At 65.4% G+C, this 18,633-nt stretch carries 16 protein-coding genes and 1 tRNA gene; 5 read left to right on the plus strand and 12 right to left on the minus strand.

Features of this window, described 5'->3' with window-relative positions; genetic code table 11:
* Positions 1–11: 11 nt before the first annotated feature.
* The 4 genes from ACODSK_RS14160 to ACODSK_RS14175 form a co-directional block, all read right to left on the minus strand.
* Positions 12–1,418: an ABC transporter substrate-binding protein gene (locus tag ACODSK_RS14160; RefSeq protein ID WP_489016892.1), complete on the minus strand. Its 1,407-nt coding sequence runs from the start codon at positions 1,416–1,418 to the stop codon at positions 12–14.
* Between the two features lie 118 nt (positions 1,419–1,536).
* Positions 1,537–1,782, minus strand: a complete 246-nt coding sequence (locus ACODSK_RS14165; protein WP_009400169.1) for a 4Fe-4S dicluster domain-containing protein — start codon at positions 1,780–1,782, stop codon at positions 1,537–1,539.
* A 175-nt stretch (positions 1,783–1,957) separates the two neighbouring features.
* The gene (locus ACODSK_RS14170) at positions 1,958–3,682 is read right to left on the minus strand and encodes a fumarate reductase/succinate dehydrogenase flavoprotein subunit (RefSeq protein WP_489016893.1); all 1,725 of its coding nucleotides are present in this window, start codon (positions 3,680–3,682) and stop codon (positions 1,958–1,960) included.
* The gene (locus ACODSK_RS14175) at positions 3,679–4,428 is read right to left on the minus strand and encodes a GntR family transcriptional regulator (RefSeq protein WP_489016894.1); all 750 of its coding nucleotides are present in this window, start codon (positions 4,426–4,428) and stop codon (positions 3,679–3,681) included. Before ACODSK_RS14175 ends, ACODSK_RS14170 begins: the two co-directional genes overlap by 4 nt.
* Before the next feature lie 180 nt (positions 4,429–4,608).
* Here ACODSK_RS14175 and ACODSK_RS14180 point away from each other — a divergent pair, with 180 nt between their 5' ends.
* The 3 genes from ACODSK_RS14180 to ACODSK_RS14190 all read left to right on the plus strand — a co-directional run bounded on the left by ACODSK_RS14180 (position 4,609) and on the right by ACODSK_RS14190 (position 5,280).
* The gene (locus tag ACODSK_RS14180; protein ID WP_489016896.1) at positions 4,609–4,848 is read left to right on the plus strand and encodes a type II toxin-antitoxin system RelB/DinJ family antitoxin; all 240 of its coding nucleotides are present in this window, start codon (positions 4,609–4,611) and stop codon (positions 4,846–4,848) included.
* Positions 4,838–5,122 carry a type II toxin-antitoxin system RelE family toxin gene (locus tag ACODSK_RS14185; protein WP_489016897.1) on the plus strand — a complete coding sequence of 95 codons (285 nt, stop codon included), beginning with the start codon at positions 4,838–4,840 and terminating at the stop codon, positions 5,120–5,122. Before ACODSK_RS14180 ends, ACODSK_RS14185 begins: the two co-directional genes overlap by 11 nt.
* A gap of 81 nt (positions 5,123–5,203) precedes the next feature.
* A tRNA-Arg gene (locus tag ACODSK_RS14190) sits at positions 5,204–5,280 on the plus strand.
* A gap of 100 nt (positions 5,281–5,380) precedes the next feature.
* Here the strand turns inward: ACODSK_RS14190 and ACODSK_RS14195 are convergent.
* From ACODSK_RS14195 to ACODSK_RS14210, 4 genes are all read right to left on the minus strand, one after another.
* The gene (locus ACODSK_RS14195) at positions 5,381–5,872 is read right to left on the minus strand and encodes an RES family NAD+ phosphorylase (protein WP_489016899.1); all 492 of its coding nucleotides are present in this window, start codon (positions 5,870–5,872) and stop codon (positions 5,381–5,383) included.
* A complete protein-coding gene (locus tag ACODSK_RS14200) occupies positions 5,869–6,318 on the minus strand; it encodes an Xre family toxin-antitoxin system antitoxin (RefSeq protein ID WP_489016900.1) in 450 nt (149 codons plus the stop codon). Before ACODSK_RS14200 ends, ACODSK_RS14195 begins: the two co-directional genes overlap by 4 nt.
* 75 nt (positions 6,319–6,393) lie before the next feature.
* Positions 6,394–7,239 carry an OmpA/MotB family protein gene (locus ACODSK_RS14205; RefSeq protein ID WP_489016901.1) on the minus strand — a complete coding sequence of 282 codons (846 nt, stop codon included), beginning with the start codon at positions 7,237–7,239 and terminating at the stop codon, positions 6,394–6,396.
* Positions 7,236–8,060, minus strand: a complete 825-nt coding sequence (locus ACODSK_RS14210; protein ID WP_489016902.1) for a motility protein A — start codon at positions 8,058–8,060, stop codon at positions 7,236–7,238. Before ACODSK_RS14210 ends, ACODSK_RS14205 begins: the two co-directional genes overlap by 4 nt.
* A gap of 247 nt (positions 8,061–8,307) precedes the next feature.
* Between ACODSK_RS14210 and ACODSK_RS14215 the strand changes: the two genes are divergently transcribed.
* The gene (locus ACODSK_RS14215; RefSeq protein ID WP_489016904.1) at positions 8,308–9,360 is read left to right on the plus strand and encodes a FliC/FljB family flagellin; all 1,053 of its coding nucleotides are present in this window, start codon (positions 8,308–8,310) and stop codon (positions 9,358–9,360) included.
* A 162-nt stretch (positions 9,361–9,522) separates the two neighbouring features.
* Complete coding sequence (locus ACODSK_RS14220) at positions 9,523–12,891, plus strand: O-linked N-acetylglucosamine transferase, SPINDLY family protein (protein ID WP_489016905.1); 3,369 nt, start codon at positions 9,523–9,525, stop codon at positions 12,889–12,891.
* 138 nt (positions 12,892–13,029) lie between these two features.
* Here ACODSK_RS14220 and ACODSK_RS14225 read toward each other — a convergent pair whose 3' ends face one another.
* The 4 genes from ACODSK_RS14225 to flhB all read right to left on the minus strand — a co-directional run bounded on the left by ACODSK_RS14225 (position 13,030) and on the right by flhB (position 18,553).
* Entirely contained in the window at positions 13,030–14,352 is a 1,323-nt protein-coding gene (locus ACODSK_RS14225) for a UDP-glucose dehydrogenase family protein (RefSeq protein ID WP_489016906.1), read from the minus strand.
* 10 nt (positions 14,353–14,362) lie between these two features.
* Positions 14,363–15,055, minus strand: a complete 693-nt coding sequence (locus ACODSK_RS14230) for an RNA polymerase sigma factor FliA (RefSeq protein ID WP_489016907.1) — start codon at positions 15,053–15,055, stop codon at positions 14,363–14,365.
* A gap of 238 nt (positions 15,056–15,293) precedes the next feature.
* Entirely contained in the window at positions 15,294–17,387 is a 2,094-nt protein-coding gene (gene flhA / locus ACODSK_RS14235; RefSeq protein WP_489016908.1) for a flagellar biosynthesis protein FlhA, read from the minus strand.
* Positions 17,384–18,553 (minus strand): flagellar biosynthesis protein FlhB, encoded by a 1,170-nt coding sequence (gene flhB, locus ACODSK_RS14240; RefSeq protein WP_489016909.1) that lies wholly within the window; start codon positions 18,551–18,553, stop codon positions 17,384–17,386. Before flhB ends, flhA begins: the two co-directional genes overlap by 4 nt.
* Positions 18,554–18,633 lie beyond the last annotated feature (80 nt).

Below are 18,633 nucleotides of genomic sequence, written 5' to 3' on the forward strand. Positions count from 1 at the left end.
GTGGTCTCCGATCAGCGCTGGGCCACCAGCTTGCGGTTGGCATCGGTGAAGTCCAGGGCCTCGCCACCATGGGCCTTGGCGTACTGCTGGGCCTGGTCCTTGAGCAGGAAGGCCGACAATTCACCCTTGCCGTTGCGCACGAACCAGGCCTGGTTGGCCAGCAGCTTGATGCCGCTGTCGGCGGCCTGGGCGTAGATGGCGCGGATGTCCTTGCCTTCCTGTTCCAGCTGGGCCAGGGCGCCGAGGGCGGCTTCCGGCGAAGCGTAGTGACGGACCTTGTCCTCGCCGCGCACCCAGATCTGCGCCAGGCGGCTGAAATCGGTGATCGGCTGGCCGGTCAGCGCATCGTTGGCCTTGAGCGGCAGCGGCGCGTAGTTCTTCAGGGCAACGTCGTAATCCTGGCCGGCCTGCTTGAAGGCGGCGCGGATGTACTGGTCGTCGATGAACTTGTCGGTGTCCAGGCCGCGATCGGTCTTCTTCAGCAGCTTGAGGGTGTCGATGGAGGTCGCCACCGCCTGGCGGTACTCGGGTTTCCAGGTCAGGTCGCGGGTCTGCAGGCCGAGTGGGCCGTGGAACAGGTAATTGACCTCGGCCTCGATGCCGGTGACTTTCTCGATCAGCTCGCTGTACTTCTCCGGCTCGGCGGCGATCAGGCGGTCGGCCTCGAGGCTGGCGCGCAGGTAGGCGGTGACCACTTCCGGGTATTTCTTCGCGTAGTCGGCGTCCACCAGCGCGCCGTGGAAGGTCGGCGCGTTGGCCTGGGCGCCGTCGTAGATCTTGCGGGCGAAGCCACGGTTGGGGAACAGCTCGGCGAACGGCACGAAGTCGGCGTGGGCCTCGATGCGGTTGCTGCGCAGGGCGGAGCCGGCGATTTCCGGGGCCTGGGCGATGATCTTCACGTCCTTCTGCGGGTCCCAGCCCTGGGCGGCAATGGCGCGCAGCAGCATGCCGTGGGCGGTGGAGGCGAACGGCACGGAGATGGTCTTGCCCTTGAGCTCGGCCAGCGACTGCACGCTGGACGCCGCCGGCACCACGATGCCGTTGCCGCTGCCATGCACGCTGCCGGACAGCACGCTGATGAACAGGCTGCGCTTGCCGGCGTCGAGGTGGGCGACGCCGTTGAACGAGCCGGGGAAGTCGGCCATGGCGCCGAAGTCCAGCTTGCCGGCGACCATCTCGTTGGTCAGCGGCGCGCCGCTGGTGAAGTTCTTCCACTCGATCTGGTACTTGGCATCCTTGTACTTGCCGTCATGGGGCAGGTACTTGTCGAGCAGGCCCAGCTCGCGGATCAGCAGGCCGCCGGTGGCGCAGTTGATGGTGGTGTCCTGGGTGCCGATGGCGACGCGGATGGTCTCGGCGCTGGCGTTCAGGCTGGCGATCGCCAGCGCAAGGCCGGCCACGGTGGTTGCAAGGCGCATGTGTTTCCCCTCGAATCGTTAAGTATTGGAATCGTCTCCGCCACCGGGCGCGGTGGTGGGAAACGAGGGGGTACGGGATGAGGCGTCCGGTGGTTCGCCGGATGGCTTGGGGTGAGGCTCAGCGCAGCAGGTAGGGAATCTCTACCTTGACCGCGCCGGTGGGGCAGTCCTTCTCGCAGGGCATGCAGTACCAGCACTCGTCGAAGGCCATGTAGGCCTTCTGCGTGGCCGGATTGATCGCCAGCAGGTCCATCGGGCAGACCTCGACGCAGACGGTGCAGCCTTTTTCGGCGATGCACTTGTCCTCGTCGATGGTGACCGGGGCACTGCTCCTGAAGAAGATGTCCTGGGCTTGATAGGCCATGTTCACGGTGTCCTTGGAGCCTTTGGCTCTCTTTATCTGTGTCTGACAACAGGGCTTGTGGTGTGGCTGATGGCCTCATCGCCGGCAATGCCGGCTCCCACAGGGATCAGCGGTGCACGCGGCACCTGTGGGAGCCGGCGTTGCCGGCGATGAGGCCATAAAGGCCAACACAGAATCAGGCGGCATCGACCCGAACCCGCAGCCGCTCATAGGCCGTCTGCTCATCGGCATCCAACGCAATCAGGTACGGCTCGACCGCCTTCTTGAAACTGGTCATCTCGCCGTCCTCACCCTTCTTCAGATGGCAATGGCAGAACCACTCGCCATCGTTGCGCTCGGGAAAGTCGACCCGGTGGTGGTACAGCCCCCAGCGGCTTTCCTCACGAAACAGCGAGGCGCGGGCGGCCATCTCGGCGCAGTCGCGGATCACCGCCACTTCCATGGCGCGCATCAGCTCGTGCGGGTTATGCGCCTTCATCTGCGCCAGGTCACGCTCGATCTCGGCGAAACGGGCCAGGCCGATTTCCATTTTCTTGGTCACTTTCGGCGGCTGCAGGTAGTCGTTGACCATGCGCCGCAGCTTGTACTCCACCTGCGCTGGCGGCAGGCCGTGCTCGCGCTGCAGCGGTGCGAAGACCCGCTCGCGCTCGCGCTCGACCTGGCCGACATCGACCTCGGCGTGTTCGCGGTCAGCCACGTAATGGGCGGCGTTGACCCCGGCAAACCAGCCGTAGGTAAAGGCCCCGAGCATGTAGTTATGCGGCACCGCAGCCATGTCGCCGGCGGCGTACAGGCCCTTGACGCTGGTCTCGGCCTTCTCGTTGACCCACACCCCCGAGGCCGAATGCCCGGAGCAGAAACCGATCTCGGAGATATGCATCTCGACCATGTGCTGGCGGTAGTCGGTGCCACGATTGGCGTGGAACTGGCCACGGCTCGGGCGCTCGTTGCTGTGCAGGATTTCCTCGATGTTCTGGATGGTTTCCTCGGCCAGGTGATCGAGCTTGAGGAACACCGGCCCGTTGCCGCCCTCCAGCTCCTGGTGGAACTCCCACATCATCTGGCCGCTCCAGTAGTCGCACTCGATAAAGCGCTCGCCCTTGCTGTTGGCCGTGTAGCCGCCCAGCGGGCCGGTGACGTAGGCGCAGGCCGGGCCGTTGTAGTCCTTGATCAGCGGGTTGATCTGGAAGCACTCTAGGTTCGCCAGCTCGGCCCCGGCGTGGTACGCCATGGCGTAGCCGTCGCCGGCGTTGGTCGGGTTCTCGTAGGTGCCCATCAGGTAGCCCGAGGACGGCAGGCCCAGGCGTCCGGCGGCACCACAGGCGAGCACCACGGCCTTGGCGCGGATCACCTTGAACTCGCCGCTGCGGCAGTCGAAGCCGAGCACCCCGGCAGCGGCGCCTTCGCCATCGAGGAGGATGCGGGTGCAGACCATGCGGTTGCTGATCTCGACCCGGGCGCGCTTGAGCTGACGGTAGAGCACTTTCTTGATGTCGTGGCCTTCCGGCATCGGCAGCACGTAGGCGCCCATGTGGTGGACCTTCTTCACCGCGTAGTCGCCGGTCTCGTCCTTTTCGAACTTCACGCCCCAGCGGTCCAGTTGCTCGATGGTCTCGAAGCTCTTGGTGGCATAGGCATGCACGGCGGCCTGATTGACGATGCCGTCGTTGGCCACGGTGATTTCCTTGGTGTACTGCTCCGGCGTCGCGTGGCCCGGGATGATCGCGTTGTTGAGGCCATCCATGCCCATGCTGATCGCGCCGCTGCGCTTGACGTTGGCCTTGTCCAGCAGCAGCACGCGCAGGCTCTTGTCCTGCTCCTTGGCCTTGATCGCGGCCATGGGCCCGGCGGTGCCGCCGCCGATGATGACGATGTCGTAGTCCTGGGTCGCGATGCTCATGCCTTGGGCCCCTTCTGGCGGTCGATGCGCAGGCGATACTGGAAGGCGTCGCCACGGTAGTAGAGGTGTTCGAAGTCCAGCGGCGTACCGTCGGCGGTGTGGGTCAGGCGCTCGATGCGCATGATCGGCGAGCCCTCCTCCACGTCCAGGGCCTGGGTCAGGTCGCTGTCGGCGAGCACGGCGTCGATGGCCAGGTCGGCATGGCCGAGGGCGATGCCGCAGTCGTTTTCCAGCACCAGGAAGATGTCGCGGGTGACCAGGTCGGCCTTCTCCAGCTTCTCGCCTATGGCCTGGGGCAGCCAGGTCAGCTCCAGCGACACCGGCTCGCGGTTGATCAGGCGCACGCGGCGGATCTCGGTCACCGGTGCGCCCTCCTCGATCTGCAAGCGCGCCGCTACCAGCGCAGTGGCCGGCACATGGCGCAGGCTGCGCAGACGGTTGATCACCTCGTAGCCGCGCTGGGTCATCGACTCGGCCAGGCCCTGCAGGGTGCTGACGTTCTGGAACGCCTTGGGCTTGGCAACGAAGGTCCCCTTGCCGTGGATCTTGAAGATCAGCCCCTCCTTTTGCAGATCGCCCAGCGCCTGGCGCACGGTGATGCGGCTGACCTCGAACGCCTTGCCCAGCTCGCTCTCCGAGGGCATGCGGCTGTGCGGTGGATAAGTGCCATCGAGGATGCGCTCGCGCAGCAGCTCCTTGAGCTGGGAATAGAGCGGTACCGGGGACAGGGGGAGCAATTCGGCCATGGTTCTCTTCGCTTGTTCGGTGACTTGTTATAACAAGTTGTGACGAGAGAGTAGGCGATCTAAGGATTGGCTTGGAAATACTGATATCGAATATGGATATTCGTGGCGCGTTGGCCAGGTTGCATTTGCAGATGAATGGGCGCACCGTAAAGACGTTTGTCATTACAAGAGGCTCTGACGATGGCTTCCATCAATATCCGTGTCGACGACGAGTTGAAGGCCCAGGCCTACAGCGAACTGGAGCGCCTGGGCATCACCCCTTCGGAGTTCATGCGCCAGGCGCTGCAATACGTGGCAGAGCAAGGCCGCCTGCCTTTCCGCCCGGTGCTGATGACGGAGGAAGACGAAGAGCTGGTCGCCACTGTCCGGGAACGCCTTGCCACTCCTCAGCGAGTGAAGGTTGAGCTGGATGACCTATAGCCTTGAGTTCGATGCCCGTGCCCTGAAGGAATGGAAAAAGCTCGGCGATACCGTCCGAGAGCAATTCAAGAAAAAGCTGGCGGAGGTCATTCACCAGCCTCGTATCGAGGCCAATCGCCTGCACTCGCTGCCGGACTGCTACAAGATCAAGCTGCGCAGCAGCGGTTATCGGCTCGTCTATCAGGTGATCGACCAGGAGATCGTTGTCTACGTTGTCGCGCTCGGAAAGCGGGAGCATGAAGCGGTCTACCGCAAAGCAACCGATCGTTTGTAAGCACGTGCCAAGCCGGAAAAATCACCCCGGATCAAGGCGATGGACGCCATACCCCAAGATGGGTATCATGGCGCCCGCGTTGCACTCGTAGCTCAGCTGGATAGAGTACTGCCCTCCGAAGGCAGGGGTCGTGGGTTCGAATCCCGCCGAGTGCGCCATATACGAAAAGGCCCAGGTGAAAACCTGGGCCTTTTTTGTTTCCCTCGCGCCACAGTCGAGCAATTTCTTGGGTAGTTTCTTGGGTAGTTTCTTGGGTAGTCACCCCTTCACCAACCGCATATCCAACCCAAACCGCTCCTGCCCCACCACCCGATACTTCCCCTGCGCCAACTCGCAACTCACCAGCAGATTCCACGAATGCCGACTCACCGCCGACGGGATCAGCACGAACGGATGCTCGGCCAACAACGCATCGACGAACTTCTGCTGATTGGGCGAGGCCGCCGCGCTGGTCAGCCAGCGCGGGTTGGGCACGTCCTCGGGCTGCACGACCTTGATCAGGCGCGTATCCAGCACTTCGAAGCAGGTCAGCACATGCCGCACCGTGTCCAGCGCATCGAAGCCGATATGCACCGCCACTTCCAGAATCGCGGTGGAGGGGTCCGCCGCGGCGTATACCACCTTGCGCCCCGGCGGGTTCCAGCGGCCACCGAGCTTGTGCGCGCCGATGCCGCTGTCCCAGGAGTCCTTGTAGACCTCACGATCGAGGCGCCAGGCGTACCAGGAACCGGACCATGGCAACGGATTCACTGATAGACCCCGTGCTCGATGCGCTCCAGGTAATCCTCGACCGCCTGGAAGCCGACCGGGTTGTCGATCACGTCCAGCGGTACGTCACCGTCCAGGTACTTGCACGGGCGGCCCAGCCATTCTTCGGCCAGGCTCAGGGAGCCGAACACTTCGATCGCGCGCTCCAGCACCCGGGCGAACTGGAAGGCCACAGCGCTTTGCTGGGCATTGAGATGAGCAGCCTGCTTGCTGCCCTGGCGCTGCAGCGTCCTGACCGATTTGCCGACGATGCGGCTCATGATCTTGCGGGTCGAATACAGGTCGGACAGCGCCAGCATCGCCTGCACATCCTTGAGGTCGAAGCCCTTGGCGGTGAGCCGGTAGACCATCACCGGGCTGAGCAGGTCGGCTTCTTCGCGAAGCAGATATTCCGTGGGCCGGCGGACACAGGTGTCGGCGTACGTCATGATGATCACTCCTTGTGCGACAAGTGACGCAACTCTAACGCCATTTGACGCGCATCGCATCGACGCTTCGTCGCCTCACCTCCCCTCGCGCTTCTCCAGGGTCAGTTCCACCCGCCGATTCTTCGCCCGTCCTTCAGGGGTACCGTTATCTGCCAGCGGCTGGGTTCCCGCCATGCCCATCGCGGTCATTCGTCCGGCAGCGATGCCTTGTTGCTGAAGCACGCGCACCACACTCCCCGCCCTTGCCCCGGACAGCTCCCAGTTGGACGGGTAGCGAGCATTGCGGATGGTCCGGGTATCGGTATGCCCGGTGACGATGATGCGGTGCGGCACGCCCTTCAACACGCCGGCCAGCCGTTGCAGGACCTCCAGCCCCTTGGGATCGAGATCGGTCTGCCCGGAGTGGAAGAGGATGCTGCTGTCGATGCGGAAGCTGACACTGCGCTCGTTCTCGATCACTTCGATATCGCTGCCCAGCTGGTCCAGCGGCAATCCCGCGAGCGGGTCGACGGGCTCCGCCACGACCGGCGGGGGAACCACCGGCTCAGGCTCGGCGACAACCGGCACCGGCTCGGGTGCAACTGCCACTGGCGGCACCAGCAACAACGACCCCGGTGGATCGACCCGGGTCAGCCCGGCGATGTCCATCACATGCGGCGCTCCGTCCACAGGCGCAGGGCGATGCACCAGCGCCTGCGCCAGCATCGCCATCAGCATCACCAGCAACACGGTGATCAGGTCCAGGTAGGTGAGCATCCAGCCGTCGCCATCCCCCTCCGCCGCCGAAATGGCCAGCAGATCCGGGGCACCCGACGCGCGCTTCAGGCTGCATTGGCGCTCCCGCGCCTTCATCAGCTCGAATTCAAGGCTGCGCTGGTGCTCCAGCCAGAATCGGTTATCGGCTATCCACGCCTGGTTCATGTGCGCTTGCGCCATACCGCCAGCAACGGCTTGCCGGGACGACGCACCTGCTCGCCCTGCAACTCGTCGTGGTAGTGGGCGACGAAGCACTTGAGCGTTTCGCGCATCAATCCCGGACTGCGCTTGCGTGCCATCATCGAGATGCCCTGGAGGATCATGTTCACCACCACCACGCGCCGCTCGCTGCGCCGCTCAAGCTTCACCGCAATCGGCTTGCACACCAGGTTGGCCAGCAGCAGGCCGTAGAGGGTGGTGGTCAGGCTCATCGCCATTTGCCGGCCGACGTTGCCCATATCGCCGTCGCCAAGGACGAACACCAGGTTGACCATGCCCACCAGGGTACCGAGCATGCCGAACGCCGGCGCATAGCCGGCCATGGTGCGGAACAGCTGCGCCTCGGCCTGTTCCTTGGCACGCAGCCGGGTGATGCGCCATTGCAGCAGTTCGAGGATGTCCTCCTCGGCCACCTGGTCCACCAGCAACTGCACCCCGGAACTCAGGAACGGATTGCGCACCTCGGCCAGGGCGTTTTCCACCCCGCGGCTGTCGCCATCGTTCCAGCGCCGGGCCAGGCCGACCAGCTCGTCGATGATCCCCGGCGCCGGGTCGCGCTCGCGGCGCAGCACGGTGGCGATCAGTCCGGGAATCCTGCGGACCTCGGCCATCGGGTAGCTGATGCAGGTGGCGGCGAAGGTGCCGCCAAGGACGATGCCCAGGCTCGCCGGGTCGAGCAGCAGGGCCGGATGCTGTGCCGAGAACATCAGCAGCAGGCCGAGCAGGAACAGGCTGACCAGCAGGCCGACCAGGGTCGATGAATTCATGGCGCTTCGCTGCCGTTGCGGGTGATGGAGCGCTTTATAGCGCCCGCGCGCTCGGGGCAAAGGCCCTAATACAGGCCCTTTTAGCGATGAGCTTGAACGACGGTCGACGCCGAAAATTTTTTTCCCATGGCGCTAAAGGTGGCTTTTCGCTGCGCCGATGTTCGCGCTGTCAGCCAGACGAAGGCGCTGAAGGTATCGAGCGCCGGCTGCTTGCCAACAGTGCCTAAACCCAGAAAGGAACTTCGACATGTCCGTCATCAATACCAACATCACCTCGCTGATCGCCCAGAAGAACCTGAGCGCCTCGGAAAACAGCCTGAGCACCTCGATCGAGCGCCTGTCCTCCGGCCTGAAGATCAACAGCGCCTCCGACGACGCCGCTGGCCAGGCCATCGCCAACCGCATGAGCTCGCAGATCACCGGTCTGGAGCAGGCGAGCAGCAACGCCAGCGACGGCATCTCCCTGGCGCAGACCACCGAAGGCGCGCTGGACCAGGTCAACGACAACCTGCAGCGTATCCGTGAGCTGGCAGTGCAGGCAGCCAACGGCACCAACTCGCAGTCCGACCTGCAATCGATCCAGGATGAAATCACCCAGCGTCTCGACGAGATCAACCGTATCTCCAGCCAGACCTCGTTCAACGGCGTGGACGTGCTGTCGTCCAACCAGAAGATCAGCATCCAGGTGGGCGCCAACGATGGCGAGACCATCGAGATCGACCTGAAGCAGATCAACGCCACCACCCTGGGCCTGGCCGACTTCAACGTCAACGGCTACGACACCACCCTGACCGCGACCACCCTGACCGACAGCTCCGGCACCGCGATCACCGGCACCAACACCAGCTACGTCGACAGCTCCGGCACCACCGTCAGCGGCGGCACCCTGTCGCAGGATGCCGATGGCGACTACTTCCTGACCGTGGGTGGCAAAACCTACGCCGCCGAAGTGAAGACCACCACCAGCGGCACGACCACCACCGCGACCATCACCATCGACACCGAAAACGAAGTCACCAAGAAGTCCACCAACACGCTGACGGCGCTGGACAATGCGCTGAACACCGTGGACTCGATGCGTTCCGACCTCGGTGCGATCCAGAACCGCTTCGACTCGGCGATCACCAACATCTCCACCACGGTGACCAACCTGACGTCCGCCCGCTCCGGCATCCAGGACGTCGACTACGCCACCGAAGTGTCGGCCATGACCAGCGCGCAGATCCTGCAACAGGCCGGTACCTCGGTTCTGTCCCAGGCCAACTCGATGCCGCAACAGATGCTGTCGCTGCTGCAATAAGCCAGGCGATGGCAGACGAGGGCGCGGCGCATACCGCGCCCTCTTTTTTTGCCGGTCAAACCGCCTAATGCCGAGGTTGCGAGGCGGCTTATCCGGGCTTTGAGGGGCACGCCACGGCGATAGCATTCAAAGCTGATCCCCTTCGCCACAAGGCCGTTCTTCATGTCCAAGCCCCAGCGCGCCCGCCTGCCCCACACCCGTTCCGTCAGCCCTGTCGATCTCACCCAGGCCCGCCGCCTGTGCCAGCGGCGCCCCGACGATGCCGGTGCCTGGCAAACCCTCGGCAACCTTCAGTTGGGCCAGCAACCGGAGCAGGCCCTGGGCAGTTTCGAGCAGGCCCTGGCCCTGCAGCCGGACGACCCTCGGACGCTGGAACTGGTGGCCAAGGCGGCGCAGAAACTGGGCGACGCCGAACGCGCCGAAAGCCTCGCCACCCGCGCCCTGCAACTGGCACCGGACTTCCCTCCGGCGCACCATCGGCTGGCGACCCTGTACTTCGAGAAAGGCCAGTTCGCGGCATCGCTGCGGCATATCGACAAGGCCCTGGACAGTCACCCCGACGACTGCCGCATGCTGTCGCGCAAGGGCCTGATCCTCAATCGCCTGGAGCGCCACGGCGAGGCGATCGACGTCTTCACCCGCCTGATCGCCCGCGAGCCGAAGGACTACAGCCACTGGAACAACCTGGCCAACCTGTACCGCGACATCGGCAAGCTGGCCCTGGCCGACGAGCATTACCAGCGCGCCATCGACCTGGTCGGGCGCAAGGACGTGCTGCCCTACTCCAACCGCCTGACCACCCTGCACTACGACCCGACGCAGAGCCGCGAGTACATCTTCCAGGTGTGCAAGGAATGGCAGACCCGCTTCGGCCCCACGACGCGTCCAGAGCGCCCGCAGGCGACGGACCTGGTACCGGACCGCCTGCTGCGCATCGGCCTGGTCTCCGACGGCCTGCGCCAGCACCCGGTGGGCAACATGATCGTCGGCGCCCTGGAGGGCCTGCCGCGTCATCAGTTCGCGCTGATCGCCTACAGCAGCAGCCAGGTCAACGACCACCTGACCAAGCGCATCCGCGCGCGGGTCGAAGCCTGGCACGCGATCAAGCACATGGACGAGCAGCGCCTCGACCGGCAGATCCGCGACGACGCCATCGACATCCTGATCGACCTCAGCGGCCACAACGCCGGCAACCGCATGGGCACCATGGCCCTGCGCCCGGCGCCGCTGCTGGTGAAATGGGTCGGCGGCCTGATCAACACCACCGGCCTGGATGCCATCGACTACCTGCTCAGCGACGCCATCGAGTCGCCGCCGGGTGACGATCCGTTCTACACCGAAAAGCTGATCCGCCTGCCCGACGACTACATCTGCTACGACCCACCGCCCTACACCCCGGATATCCGCGCGCTGCCGGCGCAAGGCAACGGCTTCATCACCTTCGGCTGCTTCAACAACCCGACCAAGATCAACGATGAACTGCTCGGCCACTGGGCCGAGCTGCTGCAGGCCGTGCCCGACTCGCGCCTGCTGCTCAAGGGCGGGGCCTTCGCCAACGCCGAACTGCGCGAGCATGTCGAAAGCGTATTGGCGGCCCGCGGCATCGCTGCCGAACGCCTGATCGTCGAAGGCCCGGTCGGCCACAAGGCCCTGCTGGAGTGCTACAACCGGGTCGATATCGCCCTCGATCCCTGGCCCTACTCCGGCGGCCTGACCACCTGCGAAGCGCTGCTGATGGGCGTGCCGGTGGTGACCCTGCCAGGTCCCACCTTCGCCGGGCGCCACTCGGCCACCCACCTGGTCAACGCCGGCCTGCCGGAACTGGTGGTCAGCAGTTGGGAAGAATACGTGCAACGTGCTGCGGGGCTGGCCAAGGACCAGAACAACCTCGCCCTGATCCGCAGCTTCCTGCGCCGGGTGCTGATGAGCTCGCCGGTGTGCGACGCCCCGCGCTTCGCCGGCAACCTCGGTACGGCCTTGCGCGCCATCTGGCAGCGTCACTGCCTCGGGGCGGCCCCGGCAGCCCTGACCCTGGACAAGCAAGGGCAGGCCTTCTTCGACGGCGAGCAGGATGCCGTGGTGCTCCAGCACCCTCCGGCCCCCGCCAAGGACGAAGGCTTCAGCTTCAGGTTCCAGGGGCGCATCGTCACCCTCGACCACGGCGCCACGCTGATCGCCTCGCCACGCTTCGTCGCCTTGCAGCGGCTTGGCGTGCTCTCGACCATCGCCTTCGACCCGGCCAGCCGGATCAACAATTCACGGCAACTGGCGGAGCTCGGCGAACTGCATTACTACCCCAGCGTCGCCCTGGGCAACGGCGACAACACCACCTTGCGCGCCTGTCTCGACCCACAGTTGAGCGCGACCCTCGAACCCCTGCCCCAGGCCGAAAGCGGCCCGGTCGCCCAGGTGCTGACCCGTCTGCCGCTGCCTACCCTGCGCCTGGATGTGATCGAGGGCATGCCCGGGGTGGACTGGCTGATCCTCGACAACCTCAACGACAGCCTGGCGCTGCTCGAATATGGCCGCAAAACCCTGGCCGATACCTTGCTGGTGCAGGCCCGCATCAGCTTCGTCGCCACCCATGAACAACAGCCGGACCTGCGCGCCCTGAGCCAGCGCCTGGCCGGCCTCGGCTTCAGCTTCCATCGCCTGCACGAACCGCAGCACCGGCATTTTGCCGAGGCGTCCGGCTTCGCCGCCTCGCAATTGAGCACGGCCGACGCCCTGTTCCTGCCGGATGCCCAGCGCCTGGCCGGGCTTACGGAAAACCAGCGGCGCAAGCTCGCGTTCCTGCTGCACACGGTCTACGACAGCAAGGACGTGGCCCTGTCGCTGCTGGGCGCCCTGGGCGAGGACACCGCCCAGCGCTACCTGCGCCATGCCCAGAGCTTGCCGAGCCTGCCGCTGATCGACGCCCCGGCGCCACAGGCGGACTTCCAGGAACCGCAACTGACCTTCCCGGCGGAGGTGGCCGAATATGTGCGGACCATCTATGCCGACGCCTCGGTCATCCTCGAATACGGCAGCGGCGGCTCGACCCTGCTGGCCGGGCGCATGCCGGGCAAGACGGTGTTCACCGTGGAAAACGACCTGAACTGGGCCAAGGGCATGCAACGCTGGATCGAGCAGGCCGACCTGCCGTCGCCGCCGCGCATCCATACCATCGATATCGGCCCCACGGGCGCCTGGGCGCGGCCGAAGAGTGCCAAGGCGTGGAAGCGCTTTCACCAATACCCGTTGCAGGTCTGGGACGAGCCGGGCTTCGTGGCGCCGGATGTGATCCTGATCGACGGGCGTTTCCGCATCGCCTGTTTCGTCACCGCCTTCCTGCGGGTGCGCAAGCCGACCATCGTGCTGTTCGACGACTACCTGGACCGGCCGCACTATCACGTGGTGGAGCGCCTGCTAAAGCCCAGCTCGACCATCGGCCGCATGGCGCGCTTCGACCTGGAACCGCTGGCGGAGGTGCCGCGGGATGAGCTGACCTGGCTGGTGGCGAGCTACAACGAGGTGGCGTATGCGGGTTGAACGATAGGATCAGAAAACTTCAGTGTCATTGCCGGCCTCATCGCCGGCAATGCCGGCTCCCACAGAAATCGGCGGTGTACTCGGTACCTGTGGGAGCTGGCATTACCAGCGATGAGGCCGCCAGAACCACTAGAGATCTCAGGCCCGCCCAACGGAGAGATAGGTCAACCCCGCATCCCCCACCGCCCTCGGCTCATACAGGTTTCGCCCATCCACCACCAGCGCCGCGCGCAGTTGCTGCCTCAGCCAGTGGAAGTCGACGCTGCGAAACGCCTTCCACTCAGTGCAGATCACCAGCGCATCCGCGCCCAGCACCGCCTGCACCCGATCGCCGGCCAGCAACAGGTCATCCCGTTCGCCATACAGCCGCCGACACTCGGCCATCGCCTCCGGGTCATAGGCCTGCACCCGCGCGCCAGCCTTCCACAACGCTTCCATCAACTCCCGGCTCGGCGCCGCGCGCATGTCGTCAGTGCCGGGCTTGAACGCCAGGCCCCAGACGGCGATGGTCTTGCCGCGCAACTGCCCGGCCAGCGCCTGCTCCAGCTTGCGGAACAGCGAGGCCTTCTGCCGCTGGTTGATCGCTTCGACCGCCCCCAGCAGCTGGGTGTCGTAGCCCACTTCGCGGGCACTGCGCCGTAGCGCCTGGATGTCCTTGGGAAAACACGACCCGCCATAACCACACCCCGGATAGATGAAGTCGTAGCCGATCCGCGGATCGCTGCCGATGCCATGCCGGACTTCCTCGATGTCCACCCGCAGGTGCTCGGCCAGGTTGGCCATTTCGTTCATGAAGCTGATCTTGGTGGCGAGCATGGCGTTGGCCGCGTACTTGGTCAGCTCCGCCGCACGCAGGCTCATGAACATCAGCTTGTCGTGGTTGCGGTTGTACGGCGCGTAGCATTCGCGCATCAGCCGCTTGACCGTTTCGGAGTCGGTGCCGACGACGATCCGCGCACCACGGGTAAAGTCCTCGATGGCCGCGCCTTCCTTGAGAAACTCCGGGTTGGAGCAGACTTCGAACGGCAGCTTGCGCCCCCGCGCCGCCAGCTCCGAGGCGATGGCTGAACGGACCCGCTCGCCCGTGCCCACCGGCACCGTGGACTTGCCCACCACCACCTTGTAGTCGTCCATGTGCCGGCCAATATCCCGGGCCACGGCGAGCACGTATTGCAGGTCCGCCGAGCCGTCTTCATCCGGCGGCGTGCCCACGGCGATGAACAGCAACTCGGCGAAGGCCACCGCCTCGGCGGCTTCGGTGCTGAAGCGCAGGCGACCGGCGCGCAGGTTGCTGTCGACCAGTTGCTGCAACCCCGGTTCGTGGATCGGCACCTCGCCGGCATTGAGCAATTCGATACGCCAGGGGTCGATGTCCATGCACAGCACTTCATGTCCCACATCGGCCAGGCAGGCGCTCGCCACCAGGCCCACATACCCCGAGCCAAACACGCTGATCTTCATGGTTTCCCCTTCAGTCGGCCAGTTTCGAGCGCAACCGCGCGATGGCCTGGCTGTGCAGCTGACAGACGCGGGATTCGCTGATCTCCAGGACCAGGCCGATCTCGCGCATATTGAGTTTTTCCTGGTGATACAGGGCCATCAGCAGGCGCTCGCGCTCCGGCAGGTTGTCGATGGCGCGGATCAGGCCGCGGCGGTTGCGCTCTTCGAGCAGGTCGTTGAACGGGTTGCCATCCGGCTGCTCGCCGATGGCCAGATGGTCTTCGCTGGTCAGGTCGAACGGCACCATCTGGCTGCCGTTGGTTTCGCTGAGCAACTGCTGGTACTCGGCCAGGGACATACCCATGGCCGAGGCCACCTCGCGCTCGCTGGCGGGGCGGCCGAGGCGCTGTTCGAGGTTGCCCAGGGTGGTTTCCAGCAGACGCGCATTGCGCCGCACGCTGCGTGGCGCCCAGTCGCGGGTGCGCAGTTCGTCGATCATGGCTCCGCGAATGCGGTGCACGACGAAGGTGCCGAAGGTGGTGCCCTGGCTCTGGTCGTAGCGGCTGATGGCGTCGAGCAGGCCGATGCTGCCGGCCTGGATCAGGTCGTCCAGGTCGATGCTGGGGGGGAGCCGGGTCTTGAGGTTCAGCGCATGCCGCTTGACCAGGGGCAGGTACTGCTCGAGCAGTTGCTCCTGGTGCATCCTGCCTTGTGCCGTATACATCGTGCGTGCCTGCGAAGAACCAGAGTGACGATCAGGGGGAAAAGCGTCGGGATTATCGGTGCAGGCCCACAGGCACCAAGCGCGGAAAAACCACCTGATTAACAGGGTGTTCGGCGTTTAGCAGCAAACCTCCATTGCCTGGACTGGCCTCATCGCTGGCAAGCCAGCTCCCACAAGGTGGCGTGCACCACAGACCCTGTGGGAGCCGGCTTGCCGGCGATGAGGCCAGCACTGCCCCCTATGCCGAAGGCGCGCCGATGATGCTGGTGATGCGCAAGGTGCGGTCATCAGGGATCTCGCTCAGGGCGATCACCGCCAGCTGGCGCAGGCGCCGCCGGAGGAAGCGCGACAGCACCAGGCGCAGGCGATTCGGCACCACCAGCACGGCCGGGTCGCTGCCCAGCTCCTGGCGCTTGAGCGCCTTGCGGGTTTCTTCCATCAGGGTCTCGGCCAGGCTCGGCTCCAGCGAGCCGCCATTGCCCACCGCCTGCATCACCACCTGCTCCAGGTTGAAGTCGAGGCCGATCACCCGCAGTTCGGGCTTGCTGCCGAAGTACTGGTTGACGATGGAACGCCCCAGGGCAACCCGCACCACCGCCGTCAGCTCGGCGATATCCGCCGGCTGCTGCCCCGTGCCATGTTCGGCCAGGGCATCGAGGATGGTGCGCAGGTCGCGGATCGGCACGTTCTCTTCCAGCAGGTTCTGCAGGATGCGCTGCAACTGGGTGAGGGTCAGCAGCTTGGGCACCACCTCCTCCACCAGGCCCTTGCCGTCGCCGCCGAGCTTGTCCAGCAGCTTCTGCACCTCGCTGCGCCCGAGCATGTCCTTGGCGTGCTGGTGCAGCAGGTGGTTGAGGTGGGTGGCGGCCACGGTACTGGCGTCGACCACGGTGTAGCCGTAGATCTGCGCATGCTCGCGCAGGCTGGCATCGATCCACACCGCCGGCAGGCCAAAGGCCGGGTCCACCGCCTCCTTGCCTTCGAGCTGGCCGGTGACCTTGCCGGGGTTGATCGCCAGCCACTTGCCCGGGTAGATCTCGCCGCGGCCGACCTCGACCCCCTTGAGGCTGATCAGGTAGCTATTGGGCGCCAGTTCGAGGTTGTCGCGCACATGCACAACCGGCGGCAGGAAGCCCATGTCCTGGGCGAACTTCTTGCGCAGGCTCTTGATCCGCGTGCTCAGCTCGCCCTGCTGGCGCACATCGACCAGCGGGATCAGGCGATGGCCGACGCGCAGGCTGAGGGTGTCCACCAGGCGCACGTCGTCCCAGCTCGCCTCGCTGGTCTGCACCGCCGCCTTGGCCGGCGCGGCCAGGGCCGGCTTCGCCTCGACCTGCTGTTCCTGGCGCGAGAACCACCAGCCCAAGCCGCCGAGCAGCCCGGTCAGCAGCAGGAACACCAGGTTGGGCATGCCTGGCACCAGGCCCAGCAGGCCCATGACCCCGGCGGTCATCATCAGGGTCTTCGGCCGGCTGAACAGCTGGCCCATCATCTGCCGGCTGACGTCTTCCTCGGTGTTGACCCGCGACACCATGACACCGGCGGCAATGGAGATGACCAGCCCCGGAATCTGCGCCACCAGGCCGTCGCCGATGGTCAGCAGGGTGTAGGTGTGGGCGGCGTCGGCGAAACTCATGCCGTGCTGCAGCAGGCCGATGGCCAGGCCGCCGATCACGCACACGCCCATGATCACCAGGCCGGCCACGGCGTCACCGCGGACGAACTTGCTGGCACCGTCCATGGAGCCGAAGAAGTCCGCTTCCTGGGCCACTTCCTTGCGCCGCTTGCGCGCTTCCGGCTCGCCGATCAGGCCGGCGTTGAGGTCGGCGTCGATCGCCATCTGCTTGCCCGGCATCGAGTCGAGGGTGAAGCGCGCGCCGACCTCGGCGATACGCCCGGCGCCCTTGGTGATCACCATGAAGTTGATGGTCACCAGGATCAGGAACAGCGCCAGGCCCACGGCGAAATTGCCGCCGACGAGGAACTCGCCGAACGCCTCGATCACCTTGCCCGCCGCGTCGGTGCCGGTATGCCCGTGCATCAGGATGACCCGGGTCGAGGCCACGTTCAGCGACAGGCGCAGCAGCGTGGTGAACAGCAGCACCGAGGGAAACGCGGAGAAATCCAGCGGCTTCTCGGTGAGCATGCTGACGATCAGGACCATGATCGCCAGGGCGATATTGAAGGTGAACAGCAGGTCGAGGATGAAGCTCGGCAGCGGCAGGATCATCATCGACAGGATCAGCACGATCAGCACCGGGCCGGTCATGACTTTCAGGTCGGTGCCTGCGGGCCAGGCATTGCGGCGCAGCAGGGCGGTCAGGCCTTTCATGGGTTCGCGGGGTCCTCAGGGGCGGGGCGACGGCGGCCGGGTTGGTCCATGCCGTCGGGAACGGGCAGATGCTGTGGCGTGGGCGGCATGGGGCCGCCGACTTCGCTGACGCGCTTGAGACGGATGGCCCAGGCCACCACCTCGGCGACGGCGGTGTACAGCTCGACCGGGATATGCCGGTCGAGATCGACGTGGAAATACAGAGCGCGGGCCAGCGGTGGCGCTTCGAGGATCGGCAGGTCGTGCTCCTCGGCCAGTTCGCGGATGCGCAGGGCCACGGCGTCGGCGCCCTTGGCCACCAGGCGCGGCGCACCGTCGCGCTCCTTGCGGTAGCTCAGGGCCACGGCGAAGTGGCTGGGGTTGGTGATCACCACATCGGCCTTGGGCACCTTGCTCATCATCCGCCGCCGCGCGCGCATCTGCTGCAGGCGGCGGATGCGCGCCTTGACGTGGGGGTCGCCGTCGGAGTTCTTGTGCTCCTGGCGAATCTCTTCCTTGGTCATGCGCAGGTTCTTGGCGTAGGTCCACAACTGGTAGGGTGCGTCCATGCCGACCACCACGATCAGCGCCGCCACACAGGTGACGCAGGACTTGGCGGTCAGCCCCAGCAGGGTGACCAGCGCCTGCTGCGCCGGCAGTTTGGGCAGGCCGAGCAACTGGCCGAGATGGGCGTCGAGAAACAGGTACAGCACGGTGCCGATCAGCGCCGCCTTGGCGATGGCCTTGGCCAGTTCCACCGGCACCTGCATGGAGAACAACCGGCCAAGACCGCTGATCGGGTTGAGGCGGGAGAAACGCGGACGCAGGGCACCGGCGGTAATGACCAGGCCGCCGAGCAGGGTCGGCGCGGCGATGGCGGCGACCAGCATCAGCAGGAAGAACGGCAGCAATCCCAGCAACGCCGCCTCGCCGAGGGACCAGCCGTTGGCGAGCATGCGCGAGGTGTCGAACAACTGAGCGCGATCGAACAGCAGCGCGCGCTCGACGATGCCGCCGAGGCGGTCATACAGGTGCCCGCCCATGCCCCACAGCCCACCGATTCCGGCCAGCAGCATGACGAAGGTGCTTAGCTCGCGGGAACGGGCGATCTGGCCCTCTTCCCGGGCTTTCTCGATACGGCGCGGCGTGGCCGCTTCCGTCCGGTCTTCGGTGCTGGTTTCGGACATGGTGCATGTCTTGCCAAGGGCCAGAAGAGCAACATGGCCCCTGTGGGAGCTGGCTTGCCAGCGATAGCGGTGTTGAATTC

This window comes from Pseudomonas sp. FG98, assembly GCF_057808595.1.

Excerpts from the sequence above, each read along its gene's own strand:
- ACODSK_RS14160 (WP_489016892.1), bottom strand. The coding sequence starts at position 1,418 with ATGCGCCTTGCAACCACCGTGGCCGGCCTTGCGCTGGCGATCGCCAGC.
- ACODSK_RS14165 (WP_009400169.1), bottom strand. The coding sequence starts at position 1,782 with ATGGCCTATCAAGCCCAGGACATCTTCTTCAGGAGCAGTGCCCCGGTC.
- ACODSK_RS14170 (WP_489016893.1), bottom strand. The coding sequence starts at position 3,682 with ATGAGCATCGCGACCCAGGACTACGACATCGTCATCATCGGCGGCGGC.
- ACODSK_RS14175 (WP_489016894.1), bottom strand. The coding sequence starts at position 4,428 with ATGGCCGAATTGCTCCCCCTGTCCCCGGTACCGCTCTATTCCCAGCTC.
- ACODSK_RS14180 (WP_489016896.1), top strand. The coding sequence starts at position 4,609 with ATGGCTTCCATCAATATCCGTGTCGACGACGAGTTGAAGGCCCAGGCC.
- ACODSK_RS14185 (WP_489016897.1), top strand. The coding sequence starts at position 4,838 with ATGACCTATAGCCTTGAGTTCGATGCCCGTGCCCTGAAGGAATGGAAA.
- ACODSK_RS14200 (WP_489016900.1), bottom strand. The coding sequence starts at position 6,318 with ATGACGTACGCCGACACCTGTGTCCGCCGGCCCACGGAATATCTGCTT.
- ACODSK_RS14205 (WP_489016901.1), bottom strand. The coding sequence starts at position 7,239 with ATGAACCAGGCGTGGATAGCCGATAACCGATTCTGGCTGGAGCACCAG.
- ACODSK_RS14210 (WP_489016902.1), bottom strand. The coding sequence starts at position 8,060 with ATGAATTCATCGACCCTGGTCGGCCTGCTGGTCAGCCTGTTCCTGCTC.
- ACODSK_RS14215 (WP_489016904.1), top strand. The coding sequence starts at position 8,308 with ATGTCCGTCATCAATACCAACATCACCTCGCTGATCGCCCAGAAGAAC.
- ACODSK_RS14220 (WP_489016905.1), top strand. The coding sequence starts at position 9,523 with ATGTCCAAGCCCCAGCGCGCCCGCCTGCCCCACACCCGTTCCGTCAGC.
- ACODSK_RS14225 (WP_489016906.1), bottom strand. The coding sequence starts at position 14,352 with ATGAAGATCAGCGTGTTTGGCTCGGGGTATGTGGGCCTGGTGGCGAGC.
- ACODSK_RS14230 (WP_489016907.1), bottom strand. The coding sequence starts at position 15,055 with ATGTATACGGCACAAGGCAGGATGCACCAGGAGCAACTGCTCGAGCAG.
- flhA (WP_489016908.1), bottom strand. The coding sequence starts at position 17,387 with ATGAAAGGCCTGACCGCCCTGCTGCGCCGCAATGCCTGGCCCGCAGGC.
- flhB (WP_489016909.1), bottom strand. The coding sequence starts at position 18,553 with ATGTCCGAAACCAGCACCGAAGACCGGACGGAAGCGGCCACGCCGCGC.